At 37.4% G+C, this 17,539-nt stretch carries 12 protein-coding genes and 1 pseudogene; 4 read left to right on the top strand and 9 right to left on the bottom strand.

What is annotated here, in order from left to right:
* Positions 1–907: 907 nt before the first annotated feature.
* Together F6K06_RS04720 and F6K06_RS04725 are read right to left on the bottom strand one after the other, a co-directional pair.
* Complete coding sequence (locus tag F6K06_RS04720) at positions 908–1,519, bottom strand: cupin (RefSeq protein ID WP_124147767.1); 612 nt, start codon at positions 1,517–1,519, stop codon at positions 908–910.
* 1,253 nt (positions 1,520–2,772) lie between these two features.
* Positions 2,773–4,455 (bottom strand): NAD(P)H-quinone oxidoreductase subunit 4, encoded by a 1,683-nt coding sequence (locus F6K06_RS04725; protein ID WP_287243560.1) that lies wholly within the window; start codon positions 4,453–4,455, stop codon positions 2,773–2,775.
* 478 nt (positions 4,456–4,933) lie between these two features.
* Between F6K06_RS04725 and F6K06_RS04730 the strand changes: the two genes are divergently transcribed.
* Positions 4,934–5,635, top strand: coding sequence for a hypothetical protein (locus tag F6K06_RS04730; RefSeq protein WP_287323183.1), 702 nt, complete (start codon positions 4,934–4,936; stop codon positions 5,633–5,635).
* A 1,236-nt stretch (positions 5,636–6,871) separates the two neighbouring features.
* Here the strand turns inward: F6K06_RS04730 and F6K06_RS04735 are convergent.
* The 4 genes and pseudogenes from F6K06_RS04735 to ptsP form a co-directional block, all read right to left on the bottom strand.
* On the bottom strand, positions 6,872–7,993 hold the full coding sequence (locus F6K06_RS04735; RefSeq protein WP_124147770.1) for a retropepsin-like aspartic protease: 1,122 nt from the start codon (positions 7,991–7,993) through the stop codon (positions 6,872–6,874).
* A 422-nt stretch (positions 7,994–8,415) separates the two neighbouring features.
* Positions 8,416–9,060: a dihydroxyacetone kinase subunit DhaL gene (gene dhaL, locus F6K06_RS04740; protein ID WP_124147771.1), complete on the bottom strand. Its 645-nt coding sequence runs from the start codon at positions 9,058–9,060 to the stop codon at positions 8,416–8,418.
* A 303-nt stretch (positions 9,061–9,363) separates the two neighbouring features.
* Positions 9,364–10,403: pseudogene (locus tag F6K06_RS04745) on the bottom strand (transposase).
* A 416-nt stretch (positions 10,404–10,819) separates the two neighbouring features.
* Positions 10,820–13,345 (bottom strand): phosphoenolpyruvate--protein phosphotransferase, encoded by a 2,526-nt coding sequence (gene ptsP / locus F6K06_RS04750; RefSeq protein ID WP_287243556.1) that lies wholly within the window; start codon positions 13,343–13,345, stop codon positions 10,820–10,822.
* Between the two features lie 288 nt (positions 13,346–13,633).
* Here ptsP and F6K06_RS04755 point away from each other — a divergent pair, with 288 nt between their 5' ends.
* Positions 13,634–13,960 carry a hypothetical protein gene (locus F6K06_RS04755; protein WP_287323184.1) on the top strand — a complete coding sequence of 109 codons (327 nt, stop codon included), beginning with the start codon at positions 13,634–13,636 and terminating at the stop codon, positions 13,958–13,960.
* A 138-nt stretch (positions 13,961–14,098) separates the two neighbouring features.
* Here F6K06_RS04755 and F6K06_RS04760 read toward each other — a convergent pair whose 3' ends face one another.
* The 3 genes from F6K06_RS04760 to F6K06_RS04770 form a co-directional block, all read right to left on the bottom strand.
* Positions 14,099–14,275 carry a hypothetical protein gene (locus tag F6K06_RS04760; RefSeq protein WP_161564362.1) on the bottom strand — a complete coding sequence of 59 codons (177 nt, stop codon included), beginning with the start codon at positions 14,273–14,275 and terminating at the stop codon, positions 14,099–14,101.
* Positions 14,276–14,284: 9 nt separating this feature from the next.
* A complete protein-coding gene (dhaK, locus tag F6K06_RS04765; protein WP_124143640.1) occupies positions 14,285–15,358 on the bottom strand; it encodes a dihydroxyacetone kinase subunit DhaK in 1,074 nt (357 codons plus the stop codon).
* Between the two features lie 304 nt (positions 15,359–15,662).
* The gene (locus tag F6K06_RS04770; protein WP_275670297.1) at positions 15,663–15,794 is read right to left on the bottom strand and encodes a hypothetical protein; all 132 of its coding nucleotides are present in this window, start codon (positions 15,792–15,794) and stop codon (positions 15,663–15,665) included.
* Positions 15,795–15,824: 30 nt separating this feature from the next.
* Here F6K06_RS04770 and F6K06_RS04775 point away from each other — a divergent pair, with 30 nt between their 5' ends.
* Both F6K06_RS04775 and F6K06_RS04780 read left to right on the top strand, forming a co-directional pair.
* Positions 15,825–16,340 carry a GrpB family protein gene (locus tag F6K06_RS04775; protein ID WP_124143639.1) on the top strand — a complete coding sequence of 172 codons (516 nt, stop codon included), beginning with the start codon at positions 15,825–15,827 and terminating at the stop codon, positions 16,338–16,340.
* A gap of 220 nt (positions 16,341–16,560) precedes the next feature.
* Positions 16,561–17,511, top strand: coding sequence for an ABC transporter ATP-binding protein (locus tag F6K06_RS04780; RefSeq protein ID WP_124143638.1), 951 nt, complete (start codon positions 16,561–16,563; stop codon positions 17,509–17,511).
* Positions 17,512–17,539 lie beyond the last annotated feature (28 nt).

Genomic DNA, 17,539 nt, shown 5'->3' on the forward strand with positions numbered 1-17,539 from the left:
TTGGTTTTGAGCAGTTCTAATTTTATATCATTACGTCTTGTTTAGGACAATAAATTTGGGTTGTCATGGAACAGGGAATAGGGAACAGAAAAATGTCCGCCGTTGGTGAAGCGCGTGTATGATATTAATCTTAATTATTTAGGAGTCAGGAGTCAGGAGGAGAGAGAATTACAAAGATGAGCGTAGTTATGACGATTGAAGAATTTTTTTATGTCCAATAAAACGGATTTGATATGATGCACAACCAGATTAACAAAGGCAAAAAAACTTCATAATTCTTTACCGAATAATTAAGGTTTAAAGCCTCTCCTTTAAAGGAGAAAAAAGCGGTCGTTAGCGGAGCTTCCCGAAGGGTGAGATGGCGATCTTCGGAGCGGGTCTGTAAGAACGGGTTTCCTCGCCATATCCAATCGACCAAGAGAAGACAAATTTTTCCTTTGAGTCAATCCTCTTCTTTTTAAGGAGAGGTAATTATTAATTATTAATTATTAATTATTAATTGTTGAAAAACAGCCTCTCAGGAATTTTCATCTCTATATTATTAGACATCTCCAGAAATTAACGAAGTCAGAAGTCAGAAGTCAGAAGTTATTTTTGTAACGAGGATTTGAGCTCCGCTCCAAAAATATTTCGCCTTAAAAGGCGGGGTGGCGCGACCCAATTATTTTGATAAATAAACCTTTTAATTAGAGCAGGCTAAGGATACGAAAAATTCACCCTAAAAAATCCTTTTTCGTGCCTTTTTCGTAAAAATATCTTACCTGTTGCCTGTTGCCTGTTGCCTGTTGCCTACTCCTACAAAAAATCTATATATTTTTCGCAGAGGTCTATTATTGAAGATACTGTAATAGTTGATGATTTGCTCGAAATTATTGCCAATATATTTTCCTTCTTCCTAATTCCTTATTCAGAATTTCTTAGCTGTTTGTGCAACTGGATCAAATTCAAACCTTTCAGAAGATTTTGTTTCACCATAAATATTAAAAGTAAATGTAGGTTCATCTCCGATTACTTCTATATTATGAATAGCATTAGAAGTGAAACTAATTAAGTCTCCTGGTTGTAATATTTTTTCTCCAACTCTTTCAATTTTATATTTATTTTCTGGGTCAGGATTACGTTTCCAAAAAGTATTTTTTTCCTGGCCTTTTAATACTGCTACTATTCCCCAGGTACCATGATTATGAATTGTTGAAATTGTACCTGGCATGAACTTTACTGTTTGTACTGTTAAGGGAAATCCTAACTCATCGTATAATAAAATAACCGAAGTTCCTGTTTTTTCGCAAGGTTCTGGTTCTTGACTTTGCAGCCAGTATGAATTAGTAATAAATTGTCTAACTAAAAGTCGAATTTTCTGTAGAGAACTCGCTTCATCTGTGGCATCTTTTAGAGTATCTTCTAGTTCTGTTAAGAATCTATACAATCGATAATTTTCTCTTAATAATTTCCATTCATTCACAGTTTCACAAGGTTGACATTGACCGTCTTCAGTCAAAAACCAATCTCGGTTTTTCATCTTGTTTCTCCTCTGGTATTGCTGATACTTTAGTTAACTATAAGTTGTGAGAATTTACTAAAAATACTTATATATTATATAGCTACAGTTAATACTAGAATTGTAAGAAAATATGAAATTTTCTCTAGTAAGTTGAATTTTACGTTCGTAGAAGAAAAATTGAGATTTTACTGTGATAGATTTTACAAATTTTCTAAATAAATTGTTTAAATTTATAACTGGCGATCGCGAAGTATTATGTAGATGCACCAGCATATTTCATATCAGTGAGGTACTTCTGTTGCGGGCAAGATGCCCGCACTACAAAGACTTTATCATTAATATTTGTACCTCATATACTTACAATCTGCTGTAAGTAAATAAAATTTCAACCCTTGCTAGAAACTTTTGAGTGAGGATAATTTTAATACAGTTCTAATTTACCTATTTCTTGCACTTCTCCAGAAAGAGATTGGCGTACTGATACTGTTAAATTAGCTTTACAATGAGGACAATTTAGTGTTTGACTACTTTCTACCCACTCATAATCATTATCAGTGGGTGGAAGTATAAAAGAAAAAGATAGGGATGGCAGTTTAAATTTCTTCTTGCAGTTTGGGCGTTTTCTAGCAGTATTTTTATTTTTTTGTCGCCATTTTATTTTTTTTTAGTGAGGGAACAAGGAATAGGAAATAAAATAGACTTTTGTGTTTGAGTAGTTAATCTAAAAATAATTTTTTCTGCCTATTTAAGCTGACAATCAAATATATAATTAATTTGGCTTGAATACTTAGAAAATTTTGTTTGAGTAGTTCAATCTAAGCTATTAATTCTATACGTTGTCCTACCGACAGCTTTCCTACCTGACTCCTAATTAACTATCTAATTATACCAATGCTACCAGATTTGATCTTATAGCAGTCGAAGGAAAGGAAGCGGACAGATCGACAACTTAAAACTTAGACAACGTCATTTCAGTTATCAGTTATCAGTTATCAGTACCTCTCGCTGTTTGCGCAGCATGACCTAGGAAAGCAAGAGGCTTGAAATACAGAATTATCTTTTTTTTTATCACCTTAAAAGGGGAGGCTTTAGACCACAATTTTTCGGTAAGATTTTTCTTTCTTCCTTCTTCCTTCTTCCTTCTGCTATGTTGCAGAAAATTTTGACAAAAAATAGTAGGGATATTGTATGCAACATCCCTACTGTAAACTAACTAAAAGTAATAGTTTGAAACCAAGCTAAAAGCTAAAAGCTAATTGCTGATAGCTATATTATTTGAAGATACCGGAAACTGATAATACTTCAGACTCAGGCATCTTGGGGAATAATGGTCCTTTTGCAAAGAGTTGAGGATTAGCTTTAGCAAAAGTGTATGATTGACGAACCTGACTATTTACTGCCACTGTCTTCGCATCGTACATCCGAGTTGCCATTTTAGGATATAAACCAATACCAATAATCAAAACCAAGAAACAAGCAGCGATCGCTACTTCTCGTGGTCTGGCATCAGTATAGATGGCATTGGCAGGTAACACACAGTTAGTACCGTAACAAACTGCTTCATCTAAAACTTCATTTTCATAAGGAGTATCTTTGAGGATACAAGCAGGTGCTTTACCAGTGCTGTAGAACATTTGACGCAACATGGAAAGCAGATAAATAGGTGTCAAAATCAAACCAACTGCTGCGAGAAAAACTGTTACAGTGCGGAAAGTCGAACTATAAACGTCGCTGCTAGTCACTCCGACGAATACCATCAGTTCGCTAGCAAACCCACTCATTCCAGGAAGTGCTAAGGATGCCATGGCACTAACTGTAAATAGAGCAAATACTTTTGGCATCACTTGACCTAGACCACCCATTTCTTCCAACTTCAGAGTGTGGAGGCGATCGTAAGTTATACCCGCGAGGAAGAATAACACCGCAGCAATTAAACCGTGGGAAATCATCTGTAGTAAAGCACCACTCACACCCAAGTCAGTGAAGGAAGCAATACCTAACAAAACAAACCCCATGTGAGCTACAGATGAATAAGCCAAACGGCGCTTCATATTAGACTGTCCGAAAGAATTCAACCCGCCGTAAACAATATTAACAACACCCAAAATTGCCAGAATAGGAGCAAAGTAAACATGAGCATCAGAGAGCATTTCTAAGTTGAGGCGAATTAATCCATATCCACCCATTTTGAGCAATACACCTGCCAGAACCATTGATACAGGTGAAGAAGCTTCGCCGTGAGCATCAGGTAGCCATGTATGTAGAGGGAAAATGGCCAATTTGACTCCAAAAGCGATTAATAATCCTGCGTAAAGTAGAAGCTCTAAGGTCAGTGGATAATCTTTCAGACCTAGTTCCACCATGTCGAAGGTAATATTGCCGCCACCGTATAGGGCCATTCCTAAGGCTGCCACTAGAATAAATATGGAAGCTGCTGCTGTGTAGAGCAAGAATTTTGTTGCAGCGTAGCGACGCTTTTGGCCACCCCAGATGGAAATGAGCAGGTAGACAGGAACTAGCTCTAGTTCCCACATAATAAACAGTAACATCATGTCTTGGGCTACGAATACTCCTATCTGGGCGGAGTATAGCAGCAGCATTAGAAAGTAAAAAAGACGTGGTTTGTAGTCTACTTGCCACGCCGAGAATATTGAGAGTGTTGTTACCAGGCCAGCTAAAAGTACCAGTGGCATAGATAAACCGTCTACTGATACTGCCCAACTTAGACCTATCTGAGGGAGCCAGGCATATTTTTCTACGAGTTGAAAAGCTGAGTCGCTGGCATTGTAGCTATTCCAGAAGGCGTAGCACATCAGTGCAAAATCTATAATTCCTACACCAAGGGCGTACCATCTCATGGTTTTTCCGTTTTTATCGGGGATGACGGGAATGAGTAGGGCGGCCAGAAGTGGCAGTAGGACGATTGTGGTCAGCCAGGGAAATTGAGTTGCCATAACAGTGAGAACAAATACTTACCTTTGGTCAATTCTATATTACTAAACTTTGTAAACCTTTGTAAATAAATATTGAAAAAAATATTAATATTTATATCTAATCACAACATAAGTTTAACTTATGATTGAAGCAGGAGTCAGGAGTCAGGAGTCAGGAGTCAGGATTTTAGGAGTAGTTAGGAGTCAGGATTTTAGGAGTAGTTAGGAGCAGAAATAAATTAAGGTATAAGAAGGGAAAAAAAAGAAAGTTTTTTGTTTGCGTCAGCACGCGCGGAGTTTGCTCGTGTTATTGAGCGGATATAATATAAAGTTTTGATAGTGATATAGAACACTTATTCAGGTAATACAATCTGAATAATAGACATCTCCAAAAATACAAAATAAAATCAATTACCGTACATAAATTATCAGTTCTTTCCCCCTATCCCCTGTTCCCTGTTCCCTGTTCCCTGTTCCCTGTTCCCTCCTATTAATAATTTTGATGTCAGGATTTTCTACTAAAAAACTACTATCAACCGCATTACTTGTGGATTTTGTGGCGATCGCTGCTGTTATCTTCCGGGCAATACTACTGGATAAAGGACCATATCGATATTTTGATGAGGGGTCTTTGATTAATTGGTTATCGGGTATTCAGTTATTAATTATTGCTGGAATTAACTGGAAAATTTATCGTTTAAGAATTGGCAGAAAAGAGGTATCTCAGTCTGGAAAGAATTATCAAATACTTTGGCAGTTTTTGACTTTTGGTTTTGTGTTTTGCGCTGTGGATGAACTAATTCAAATCCATGAAAGGTTAGATAAATTTATTCATTGGATCTTTCAAATTCAGGAAACTGCTTTGACTGATAGTATTGACGATTTAATTATTGTGATTTACGGGATTATTGGGTTGTTGGTAATTTACTATTTTCGTCAGGAGTTTTATCAATATCGAGAGGCTTTTAGTTATTTTAAGATTGCTTTGATTTTAGCTTGTTGTTCCATTGCACTTGATTTTTTGACTCAAGGTCAAGAAACATCAAATTTGTTGAATGAAACTCAAGAAATGCAAAGGGAATGGCTCAGGAGTATAGAGGAAATATTTAAAGTTTTTGCTGAAGTATTTTTGATTGCTACTTTTTATAAATGTTTGAGAATTGCTAAAAGATTGAAGAAGGTGGTAGGTGTTAAATCTTAGGTCTGAAGTTAAATATTGCTTGCTGGTGATTTAACAAAGGTATTCTCAAATTAATTGGTTGGATGAACAACCTAACATAGTTCAATAACTAACAATTACTTGTCCTTAACACTATAGGTTTTAGGTTGTAGATGTTATACCAAATATCAAAAGTATTGCTACATATCCTTGAGACTAGGGAGTAGGGAGTAGGGTTCAAAAACATAAGATATTTTGGCTTAATGCCAATAATCATTACAAAAATTATTGAACCACTATTATTACTTAATAACTGAAGTCCCATCGGGAGTATAGCATTATTTTTGGGAATTGGTGTTAGGTTTTAGGTGTTAGGTTTTAGGTCTGAAGTTAAATCTTGCTTGCTGGGGATACAACAAAGGTATTCTCAAATTAATTTGTTGTATGAACAGCCTCAAATAGTTCAATAATTAACAATTACCTCTTCTTAAAACTATAGGATTAACTAAAAGATTTTTTTTCTTTTTTATGCTTGCTACAATAAAGTTTTATATACAGCACATTCCACTTTGGTGAGGTACACCTATCACGGGCAAGATGTCCGCACTTGAATTCATTCAATTGTTAATCTCTGTACTTCATATACTTGGAATCTGCTGTAAAATCTATATAGTTATCGCACTCTCTACTTCCATTCAATGCAGAGATAAAATGCCGGAATTTCCCCAGATAATTCCCACTCTAATCCTTCCTTTTTCATTTATTCCTCTTTTCTTATGACTCCTGACTTATACGATAACTAATATGTACTCAAAAAAATAGATATTTCAAGAGTGTCATTTCAGTTATCAGTTATCAGTTATACCAAATCTCACGCATTATTGCTACATATCCTTGAGAGTAGGGAGTAGGGAGTAGGGTTAAAAGAGATAAGATATCTTGGTTTAATGCCGATAATCTTTATAAACATTACTAAACGATTATTATTACTTAATAACTGAAGTTCATCGGAAGTATAGCATTAATGCATGGAAATTGGTATTATCAGTTATCAGTTAGCCTCCTATGGTCGAAACTTAGTTAACAGTACCTCTGCAATAAGGAGGCTTGAAATATGGAATATTCTCTTTTTTTTATCCCCTTAAAAGGGGAGACTTTAGACCACAATTTTTCGGTAAAAACTATCCGCATTTAGTTAACTAGCTATCAGCTATTAGCTATTAGCCTAAAATTTGTTAATGGTATCTGTTTGCGGAGCATTCCGGACCGAAACGCTTTTTAAGGAGTTAATAATAAACTTCCATCCGCCGGAAAATTTTCTGGATTTTTTTGATTAAAGCGCCAATATTGCTGATAATTGTTCAAAAAATTTTGCCCTAAAATTCCATCAACTTCTAATAATTTCAATACAGGGGAAGATAAAATCACTGTTTCTAAATTTGTGAGTTGATAATTTCCCATTTTCACTTTAGCTAAAGAGGCATATTCTGCCATTTCTATTCCACAAAAACCTTGCACTCGAATTTCCTGTCTCTCAGCAGCAGAAATATTTAACTGATTAGCTAATTTTTGAGAAATAAAAATACTTTCTGCCCCCGTATCTAACATAAAAATAAACGGACCTTTGCCATTAATTTCTACCTCAGCTAACACCACACCTAACTTCGCTTTAAGTGGAATAGCATCATCAATATTTGTAGTAGGTATTGGAGTAGGAGGCAATAATTTTAATTCTTGAGTTTGAGGATGAATTTCTACATCAAAATTACTCAAAATATCCATTCCTAAAACTCCTGATAATCCATCTGGCATGATAGTAGTAGTAAATTCTAAAACTGTTAACCCTTCTACTTTGACATTATCAATTTTTAACACGGGTAAACGATGCAAATTAGCTTTCATCTCTGGGCATTCATCTCCCGCTACTGCATAGGTTAAAAGTTCTTGCGGTACTGGTTTTCCCGTTAAACCTAATTCTTTTACAGTTTCTGTGGCAATAATGGAAGTAGAAGCACCAGTATCTAATAAGAAATTACCCGATCTTTTTCCCAGAGTTGCTGTTAAAGTAAAAGCTTTTCCTCCTGTTAAAAATTGAAAAGGGATAGTTGCTTTACCTGTGACTTTTGGGCGGGGTAAATTTAAACCTTCTAATTCTACAATAGCTCCAATTTTTCTGTATTTATAAATAGTATTTTCGACAATTTCAGGACTTACACAAAGTTCTCTATTGTCTCCTATATTTTGTTTAGGTATGTTGCCATATACCCTATTGTATTTCTGATTGGCTATAGCTAAATTTTGCGAAAAAATAATAGGTTTTGATATAACTAAATGGTGGATAAAAATTGGGCAACTAATAGAGCTGAAAATAATAGCTATAATACTCCAAAATTTGTTCATAATTGTTAATTAGGGCTTGCTGATTAAATCTAAAAGCATTGATATATAAAGACAAGTACCTTTTTGGGGTCGAATTGCAGTGCCCCTGTTTCAGTCTAAAACGCTCAAAAAGCTAGTATTTTGGACGATTATGGCAGAACAATCTTGGGACAATTCTTACCGAAGAATTAATAATTAAATAATTAAATAATTCAGGTTTAAAACCTCCCCTTTCAAGGGGAAAAAAATCAATTTTTTCCTTTTATTCAATCCTCTTCCTTTTAGGGAGAGGTAATTATCAATTATCCATTATCCATTATCAATTATTGAACCCCTACCTCCTCGCTCATTCCCCGTTCTTCCTGTCTCCTGTCTCCTGTCTCCTGTCTCCTGTCTCCTACCCCTACCCCTACCCCTACTCAAAGACTAGTGAAGCGCAAACCCTAATTAATCTGGCGATCGCTTTCTAAAGTATCTAACAAGGTCTTGAGTATGAGATAAGTTGAAGTTGCTCCTGGGTCTTGATGACCGATGCTGCGATCGCCCAAATAACTTGCTCTTCCTTTCTTGGCTAACATCGGAATCGTATTTTTCATTCCCTGTTCAGCAGCATCTACAGCTTGTTTCAAGCTCTCCACTAAACTACAACCATTTTCCGCTGCTTCTGTAAAAGTATCTGCTGCAGGTGACAAAGCATCTAACATGGTTTTGTCTCCCAAGTTAGCTTTACCTCGCTGCACTACTCCCTCAACTGCTGCTACCAATATTTTAGCCATATCTTCTGTTGTTATTTCCGACTTCCCCGCTACTACAGCACTTATTCGCAAAAATAAAGTGCCATATAGAGGTCCGCTAGCACCACCTATAGAAGAGATTAAAGTCATACTCACAGTTTTCAAAATACTGCCGATATCTTTATTAGCAACAGTGGGTAGTTGAGTTACGACTTTCTGAAAGCCACGATTCATATTAATGCCATGGTCAGCGTCACCAATAATGGCATCTAATTCTGTGAGATAATTTTTATTTTCTTGTAATACTGTTGCTACTGCTTGTAGCCATTGGATAATTTGCTCTTTGTTTACCATAGTTAAGAAAAAGTTTTGACAAGGTATAAGTTTATCTTAAATCTATGAGTCCAGACATATCAAGAAAACTCTCAACAATTAATAATTAGGGTTTGCGCTTCACTAGTCTTTTAGTAGGGGTAGGAGACAGCTATACTGGAGACAGGAGAAACGGGGAATGATATAGAATTCGGTTATATAGTATATGTTGATCAGGACTTACGCAAAGACACTATATATAGCGTATAGCAAGTAGAGTGATCGCTATTTAAATTTTAATGCGATCCCCCTAAATTTTCTAACCAAAACTCAACTTTTAACAAGTTAAATAAGTGTGATTTTGATTGAAGGATATTTCAGTTCAGAGAATAGATACTTAGATAATAATTGATGCTTAAGCTTATAAATAGTTCGACCAATAATAGTTGCCAATTTCTTCAAATAATTCCAAGCTAACATAGCACAAGCAATATGATTTCTTTGGATTTGATTCAAAGGACATTGACAACGCTCCAGTCCTGTTAATTGTTTAATTCTGGAGTGAAATTCTTCTATTTTCCATCGAGTTTGGATTTCAAACTCTACGTCATCATTACAGGATTGATTCAGGTCGTTAGTAGCAATATATTCTGTTCTATTTGTGGAAACAGTAACCCAGAATAATTTGACTTTTTTATCTCTAGGGAAACCTTTAACTTTAATAATTTTTCCTGATACTAATTCCCACTCATTCCATGTTAAATATTCCAGGTTTTGATATTTTTTTATACCTCCGGTATCGTCTACTAAACGATTCCTTTTTAACGGACAATAGTAAATTTTACCTAAATTATCTACTAAGGCCATAAGTCTTTGGGTTGCATACCAGCTATCCATTAATACTGTTTTTACTGGTATTTTCTTCTTTTTTACTACATCAACCATCATTTATTCTACATGATCTATTTTACTCTTTTCATCACTCTCTGGAGCATATATACGATAATCTATAATCCAGAATCGAACTAGATTGAGGATTAAAATATAGGCAGTTAACTATTCCTATTCCACGTTGGCGTAGCCTTGCGGAGCGCAAACTACCCTATGTTCATTACCGCTATACTGACGTCGAACAAGTTCAATACGCACGGGAATATTTTTTATTGATAACTGTATCATCAAAAATTAAATAACCATCTTCAGTAGTTATAATTTTCTCCTGCACATTTTGCCACAAAATTTCTGCTCCTAAATCAAGATTTTTTTTCAGGACGGTTAATTTGATCATGGCTAACTTCTTCGAGATGGTCAGCAAGATTTGTCAGAGTATAATTTTTCTGGCTACTTATTAAATACTGACAATATTTTAAATAATTAAAATTCATCTTAAATATATTGATAAATAATTATTGGGCACACTAAATTAGTATACCCAATAATATCAAGTTACTTGAGTTAAGCTTTTTAAATTTTTAGATTTTTTTCAAGCGATCGCTAAATAGATCAACCTTTAGTGATAACGCTATATGCAGTTTATTTGCATAATTACTGACTATATATAGTGTCTTTGTGTAAGTCCTGATTATGATACTTGTTTTGAGGCGATCGCTTAACCTATTATAGCGTTAGCGGAGCTTTGCGTCAGCAATCGCTCTACTTACTATACGCTATATATAGTGTCTTTGCGTAAGTCCTGTTGATAATTTCTTAAATTACTTCAAGCCTTTAATCTCCCCCACTCCCCTACTCCCCCACTCCCTCACTTCCCCACTCCCCCACTCCCTCACTTCCCCACTCCCAACTATAAAATAACTAGCCCTAGTTGACCAACAATATACTCTTTCACCGACTTCGCTCCATCTAATTGCAACACATCACGAGCGATCGCTTCTACCTGAGACCCATTTAACTGAGAAATCACTTTCTTGACCGTAGATATTGCTGGTGGAGCTACACTCAACTCATCCACTCCCAACCCTAACAAAATCGGTACTGCTAATGGACTCGATGCCAACTGACCACAAACACTCACCGAAATGCTAGCCTGATGGGCAGCAATGACAGTTTGCTGAATCATCCGCAATACCGCAGGTTCAAAACCATCGGCAAGATGAGCAACTTTTGAGTTAGTGCGGTCAGCCGCCATTACATATTGACTTAAATCATTTGTACCAATACTGAAAAAATCTACTTCCTGCGCCAACTGGTCAGCCATCATCGCTGCTGCTGGTACTTCTATCATAATTCCCACTTTTATATTCCCCACACCAGGAAAAGAGGGAAGTTCTAGAAGTGAGTGCTCAACTTCTGTCAAAATCTCCCTAGCCGCGCGTACTTCTTGCACAGATGTCACCATTGGGAACATCACCTTAATATTATGTCCGTGACTTACCCGCAAAATTGCCCGTAACTGACTCCTCAAAATTTCTGGATTATCTAAACTTTCTCGAATACCACGGCATCCCAAAACAGGATTTGCTTCTGACTCCTGCTTAATATAGGGAAGTACTTTGTCGCCACCAATATCTAGGGTGCGGATAGTGAGAGGGCGAGTTCCCAGAATTTCAGCGATCGCCCGATAAGTTTCATATTCTTCTGCTTCTGTTGGCGCTGTGTTGCGTTCGAGATAAAGAAATTCAGTCCGCAATAAACCCACTCCTTCGGCACCTCGCTCCAGAGCCAATTTTGTATCTGCTACCCCCAGAATATTTGCCATCAAGGGAATTTTTTTGCCATCTTGAGTAATTGCCTCTTGGGGCTGTTGAAATGTACTGGAAGTGTGCGCTTGTTTTGCTTGTAACTCCTGCAACTGTGCCTGATTCGGTTCGAGCCAAATTTCACCTGTTTCCCCATCTAAGGCAATTTGAGACCCTGGGGTTAATGACAATAACTGACTGCCTACTCCCACCACCATCGGAATACCCAACATATTTGCAATCAGCGTACTATGGGCGGTAACACTGCCAGCGCTAGTACAGATACCCAAGACTAAATTTGGTTGCAGTTGGGTTGCTTGGGAGGGGGTTAAGTCTGGAGCTACCAAAATACCAGGTTTTGACAAATTTAGAGTTCTTCTACTCCTACCTGTCAGTAGTTGTAGCACTCGTCCTCCCACATCCTTGATATCTATGGCACGCGCTTGCAAGTAGGGGTCTTCTAATTTTTGGTAAGTGGCTATCATTTCCTCAATAGCTGTTTTCCATGCTACTGCTGCACAGCGATTTTGTGCAAAAATGAGCTGATGTACTTGCTCTAACAGGGTGGGGTCTTCTATATATAATTGGTGTGCTTGAAAAATATCGGTTTGATTATTATCACTTTTATTTTGGTCAGATAGACTGTCAATTATTCTCTGAATTTCCTGTTTAGCAGTTTGCAACATTAACTGTAGGTATTGCCACTCTGCCTCGGAATTTTCTACAGGATAGTCTTCAACTTCTTCTAGAATTTCTGCTCGATCATGCACTACATTTCCAATGGCAATTCCTGGAGATGCTGGAGTTCCTACTAATTTATTATTTGCATCTGCTTTGGTTAATATTCTTGGTGTTTTCTTGACTATTACTTCGGCTTCATCGAAATTGTTTGTTATTAATTCTTGTATTTCTTTTAAAGCATCAACAGCTTTATTGCCCGTGGCTTCTATTTCTATTTCATCCCCTTTTTTTACTGCTAATTTCATAACTTGATTAATGCTTTTAGCATTGACTATATGACTATTTTTAGTCAAATTTTGCAGAGTAATTTTAGCAGAAAAATTATTAGCTATGACTACTAACTTAGCAGCAGGTCGAGCATGAATCCCCTGGGAATTTTTGACCGTAATTTTGATTTTTTCTGACGGTGTTTCGTCATCTTTATTTTGAGTATTTTCAATATTTATTGGGATAGCTTCATCAACATTAAGCTGAGAACTTTTAGTCATTAAAGCTCCATTTGCTTCAGCTATTACCTGTTGAATATTGGCTCCCAAAGAAGCTTGAATTATTGCAGCGATCGCTCCCTCTATCAAAGGTGCAGGACAGATTTTAATATGATTTTTTTGGGCTGGGGGGAGTAATTCTATGGCCATTTCAGCACTCATTATGGCACTGCCTAAGTCCATGAATATTACAACTCCTGCATCAGTATAAACAGATTCTATAGCCTCTTGTACTTTCAGAACATCAGTGCCAAAAGGATTTTCTGGGTCATCTATTCCGGCAGCGATCGCTATTGGTACTCGTTCTTGGGTCATTTGTTTTGCTAGTTCTGCCACAGCTTCGGCTAATTTTGCACTGTGGGATACAAGTACAATTCCTACCTTACTTTCTGAAGAAACTGTCATTTTGTTTCAATTTCTGATATTACTACTTGAGATACTAATATTACCAATTGATAGTTGACAATTGACAATGGCTTTGTTGCATGAAAGTAGCGTTCTTAACATCCATTCCGCAGCTATATCGCTGTGTTTGGCGATTATTGATGTTCTATTTATCAAAATAACATGGGTCGCGCAACCCCGCCTTGACTGGCGCAATATTTTTGGAGAGTTGCTCAAATTCCCTTTACAAAAATAACTTCTGACTTCTGACTTCTGACTTCTGACTTCGTTAACTATTGTCCAATAGTTATGACTCTACAGAGAAAGCGATCGCTGTGTTTCGGGATGATTGATGTTCTATTCATCTATTGTCCAATAGTTATGACTCTACAGAGAAAGCGATCGCTGTGTTTCGGGATGATTGATGTTCTATTCATCTATTGTCCAATAGTTATGACTCTACAGAGAAAGCGATCGCTGTATTTGGGGATGATTGATGTTCTATTTATCTATTGTCCAATAGTTATGACTCTACAGAGAAAGCGATCGCTGTATTTGGGGATGATTGATGTTCTATTTATCTATTGTCCAATAGTTATGACTCTGCTGATTAAACCTCAAAGCTTTTACAGGTAAAAGTTTCAGCCTTTTTATGTCAAACATTGATGTTCTATTTATCTATTGTCCAATAGTTACAGCAGTTTCCGCACTAATTATCCGGACATGATATAAGGGCGCCATTCGGAGCTTTGCGTTAGCAAATGCCATTCGCCCCTACTGTGGTCTACTCAAATGAAAACCGCTGTAAATATTTGGGCAGAACAATCTTGGGACAATTCTTACTCCTACCTCTTCGCTTATTCCCACTTCTCCTGACTCGGTCCTTCCCCTCCTGGGAGGGGGAGGGGCGAGGGGTGGGTTGTCTCCTACCCCAGCAAAAAGATTTTCCATACGCAAACCCTAAATACCCCATCGTAATGCCGGAGTTTTCACAGGCGCATCCCAGAATTTAATAAACTCATCATCCAATTTCAACAAAGTAATAGAACAACCTTGCATTTCTAGGGAAGTAATATAAGGTCCGATAAAATTACGGACAATGTGTAGTCCTTTTTGTTCGCAAATTTCTACTAATTTACGATAAATAATATATAACTCAGAAATAGGAGTACCACCCATACTATTAACAAAAGCCAGGATGCGATCGCCAGACTCAAATGGTTGGTCCCTCGACTCCACTTCCTGCCATTCTCCTTTATCCTCATCCCACTCCCGTAGTATCCGACTATAACCTACATCTTCAATAATAGATACAGCCAACATTTCCGCAATTTCATCGGCAGATTTCATAGACATTCGTTCTCGCCCTGGCTCCCCATGAATGCCAATACCAAATTCAATTTCGTTATTACCTAACTCAAAAGTGGGGCTACCTTTACCAGGTGTTGTACATGATGTCAATGCCATTCCCATACTGCGTCCGTTAAGATTGATTTTCCGGCAAAGGTTTGCTATTTGCTTCAAGTCATAACCAGCTTCAGCAGCAGCACCACATATTTTTTCTGCTAACACTGTGGTCCCGACACCTCGCCGCCCTTGAGTAAAGAGACTATCTTTAACGGCGACATCATCATCTATTAATATATTCAAGACTCGGATATTTTCTGAGAAAGCAAGTTCAGCTGCCATCTCGAAATTCATCACATCGCCACTATAATTTTTGACAATATTGAGAACACCTGCACCTGAGTTGACGACTTTAGCAGCTTCTAACATTTGGTCGGGAGTGGGAGAGGTAAAAATTTCACCAGGACAAGCAGCGTCTAACATTCCCATCCCCACAAAACCTCCGTGCATTGGTTCGTGACCGCTCCCACCACCGGAGATGATGGCAACTTTATTTTTTATCAGTGCATCAGCGCGGTAGATAAAGTGGGGATCGAAGTTGACTTTAATTAGATCGGGGTGGGCGATCGCCATACCTTGAAGGCTTTCCCGAACTAGATCGTTGGGGTTATTAATCAATTTTTTCATGGAACTTTTCTCAATTGGTTATTGTACTTATATTATCAGGACTTACGCACCAAGCGACATATCTAGTAGGGGGGAATGGCATTTGCCCTCTACAGATAGCGTTTTATCTAATAATTTGCGTAAGTCCTGATTATAAAAATATCTGGTTGGGTAATTGACTGCATTAGTTCCAACATAATTATGCACTTGCATAAGTCCCGATCTGTAATATTATCCTAATAACTTTGGTATTAGTTTTTTGGCCGTTGGTGAAAAGAGGTATTATATTATGTCCGGATAAGAGCGCGATAGAACTCCGTTCCGTCTACGTGGCAAAAAAACTTTCTCCTTCTACTCGGGGTTTCTTCTTCTTTATTCCCTCCTGACTCTTGAGTTCTGACTCCTGACTCCTGACTCCTAAAGAATTAAGATTAATATCATACACGCGCTTTACCAACGCTGTTTTTTGTTAATATTTTATAGATAAATGGATGCAATTATTATCGTCGAACATAATCCAGACTGGAAATTTATGTTTCAGCAAGAAGCTACACACATTCGTGAAGTTTTAGGAGAATCTCTTATTCATCGTATCGAACATTTTGGCAGCACAGCAGTACCAGGTTTAGCAGCAAAACCTATTATTGATTTATTGATTGAAGTATCTTCACTTGAGGAACCAAAACAAATAGCTATTCCTCAGTTAAAACTCTTGGGATATGAATATTGGTTTGATAATTCCGATCCAGAGCGGATGTTTTTTGTCAAAGGTCTACCACCTAACAGTCCACGCACTCATCATGTTCATATCGTCGAAGCAGACAGTATATTATGGGAGTGTTTAATATTTCGAGACTATCTTTGTCAGCATCCAGATGAAGCAGCACGCTATGCAAAATTAAAACGTAATCTTGCTCAACGCTTTTCGATCGCTCGAAAAGCATACACAACAGGAAAAACGGATTATATTAAGTCTGTCATGGAAAAAGCACGACTTCAGTAATAAAAATTTTCACATATAGAGAGCGATCGCTTAACAAATTCAATCTTTATATATCCAGAGATTATACTCAAAATTATTGAAAAATGTAATGAACATAACAGAATTACCACAAAAATATAATGTGCCTAAACATTGCGAAATCTTAATGCCAAATCCTGTAGACATTGGCTAGGGTAGTTTCAACCCACCCACTTAACCTACCTTCTTCTGTTTAACAGTCATGCTACAAGAACTAGCAATTGAAACTCGTGGCCTTACCAAACAATTTGATCGCCATATAGCAGTCAACGACCTCCATTTACAAGTAGCTACTGGGGAAGTTTATGGACTGATTGGACCTAATGGGGCAGGCAAAACCACCCTATTAAGAATGTTAGCTACTGCCGAAGAACCCACAATAGGGGAAATATATATCAGTGGAGAACGCCTACTGCGTGACCATACCAACCCCACCCTGAAACAACGCCTCGGTTTTTTGCCAGACGACTTTCCGGTATATGACGACCTAACTTTGTGGGATTATCTTGACTATTTTGCCAGACTTTACAATTTGCGGGAACCTTACCGTTCACGCCGACTTTTTACTGTCTTGGAATTGGTCGAATTGGTGAATAAACGGAATAGTATGATTTCTACTCTATCCCGGGGTATGAAACAACGTCTGAGTTTAGGCAGAACTATTATTCACGAACCCCTGCTACTATTATTAGATGAACCTGTTTCTGGTTTAGACCCCATTGCCAGAATGCAGTTTCGGGAAATTATCAAAGCATTGCAAGAAGCAGGCATGACAATAGTCATTTCTTCCCATGTTCTCAGTGACTTGGCAGACCTTTGCTCTTCTATAGGAATAATGGAATTAGGTTATTTGGTAGAAAGTGCTTCTCTCAAAGAACTTTATCAACGTCTTAGTACTCAGCAAATCTCGATTTCTGTTATGAGTGGGTTATCAGACTTGATTGCGGAAATTAAAAATTCTCCCTGGGTGGAAGCTTGGGAAGTTTTGCCAGATAGTCAGCAAGTACAAGTTCAATTTTCCGGAACTCCCGAAGATGCTGCTAGTTTGTTGCGATCGCTCATTCTTGCTAATATCCCAGTCACAAATTTCCATTGTACTCAAGAAGACCTAGAAGAAATTTTTCTCAAACTCGGACATCAGCAAGCAAATTAAGACTTACCCAGGAAGAACCCAGAAACCC

The organism is Okeania sp. SIO1H4 (assembly GCF_010672695.1).
Classification (GTDB): Bacteria; Cyanobacteriota; Cyanobacteriia; order Cyanobacteriales; family Microcoleaceae; genus Okeania; species Okeania hirsuta.

Coding starts and splice junctions, on each gene's coding strand:
- dhaK (WP_124143640.1), bottom strand. CDS start 15,358: ATGAAAAAATTGATTAATAACCCCAACGATCTAGTTCGGGAAAGCCTT.
- F6K06_RS04725 (WP_287243560.1), bottom strand. CDS start 4,455: ATGGCAACTCAATTTCCCTGGCTGACCACAATCGTCCTACTGCCACTT.
- F6K06_RS04755 (WP_287323184.1), top strand. CDS start 13,634: ATGACTCTACAGAGAAAGCGATCGCTGTGTTTCGGGATGATTGATGTT.
- F6K06_RS04780 (WP_124143638.1), top strand. CDS start 16,561: ATGCTACAAGAACTAGCAATTGAAACTCGTGGCCTTACCAAACAATTT.
- ptsP (WP_287243556.1), bottom strand. CDS start 13,345: ATGACAGTTTCTTCAGAAAGTAAGGTAGGAATTGTACTTGTATCCCAC.
- F6K06_RS04760 (WP_161564362.1), bottom strand. CDS start 14,275: ATGGAAAATCTTTTTGCTGGGGTAGGAGACAACCCACCCCTCGCCCCT.
- F6K06_RS04720 (WP_124147767.1), bottom strand. CDS start 1,519: ATGAAAAACCGAGATTGGTTTTTGACTGAAGACGGTCAATGTCAACCT.
- F6K06_RS04775 (WP_124143639.1), top strand. CDS start 15,825: ATGGATGCAATTATTATCGTCGAACATAATCCAGACTGGAAATTTATG.
- F6K06_RS04735 (WP_124147770.1), bottom strand. CDS start 7,993: ATGAACAAATTTTGGAGTATTATAGCTATTATTTTCAGCTCTATTAGT.
- dhaL (WP_124147771.1), bottom strand. CDS start 9,060: ATGGTAAACAAAGAGCAAATTATCCAATGGCTACAAGCAGTAGCAACA.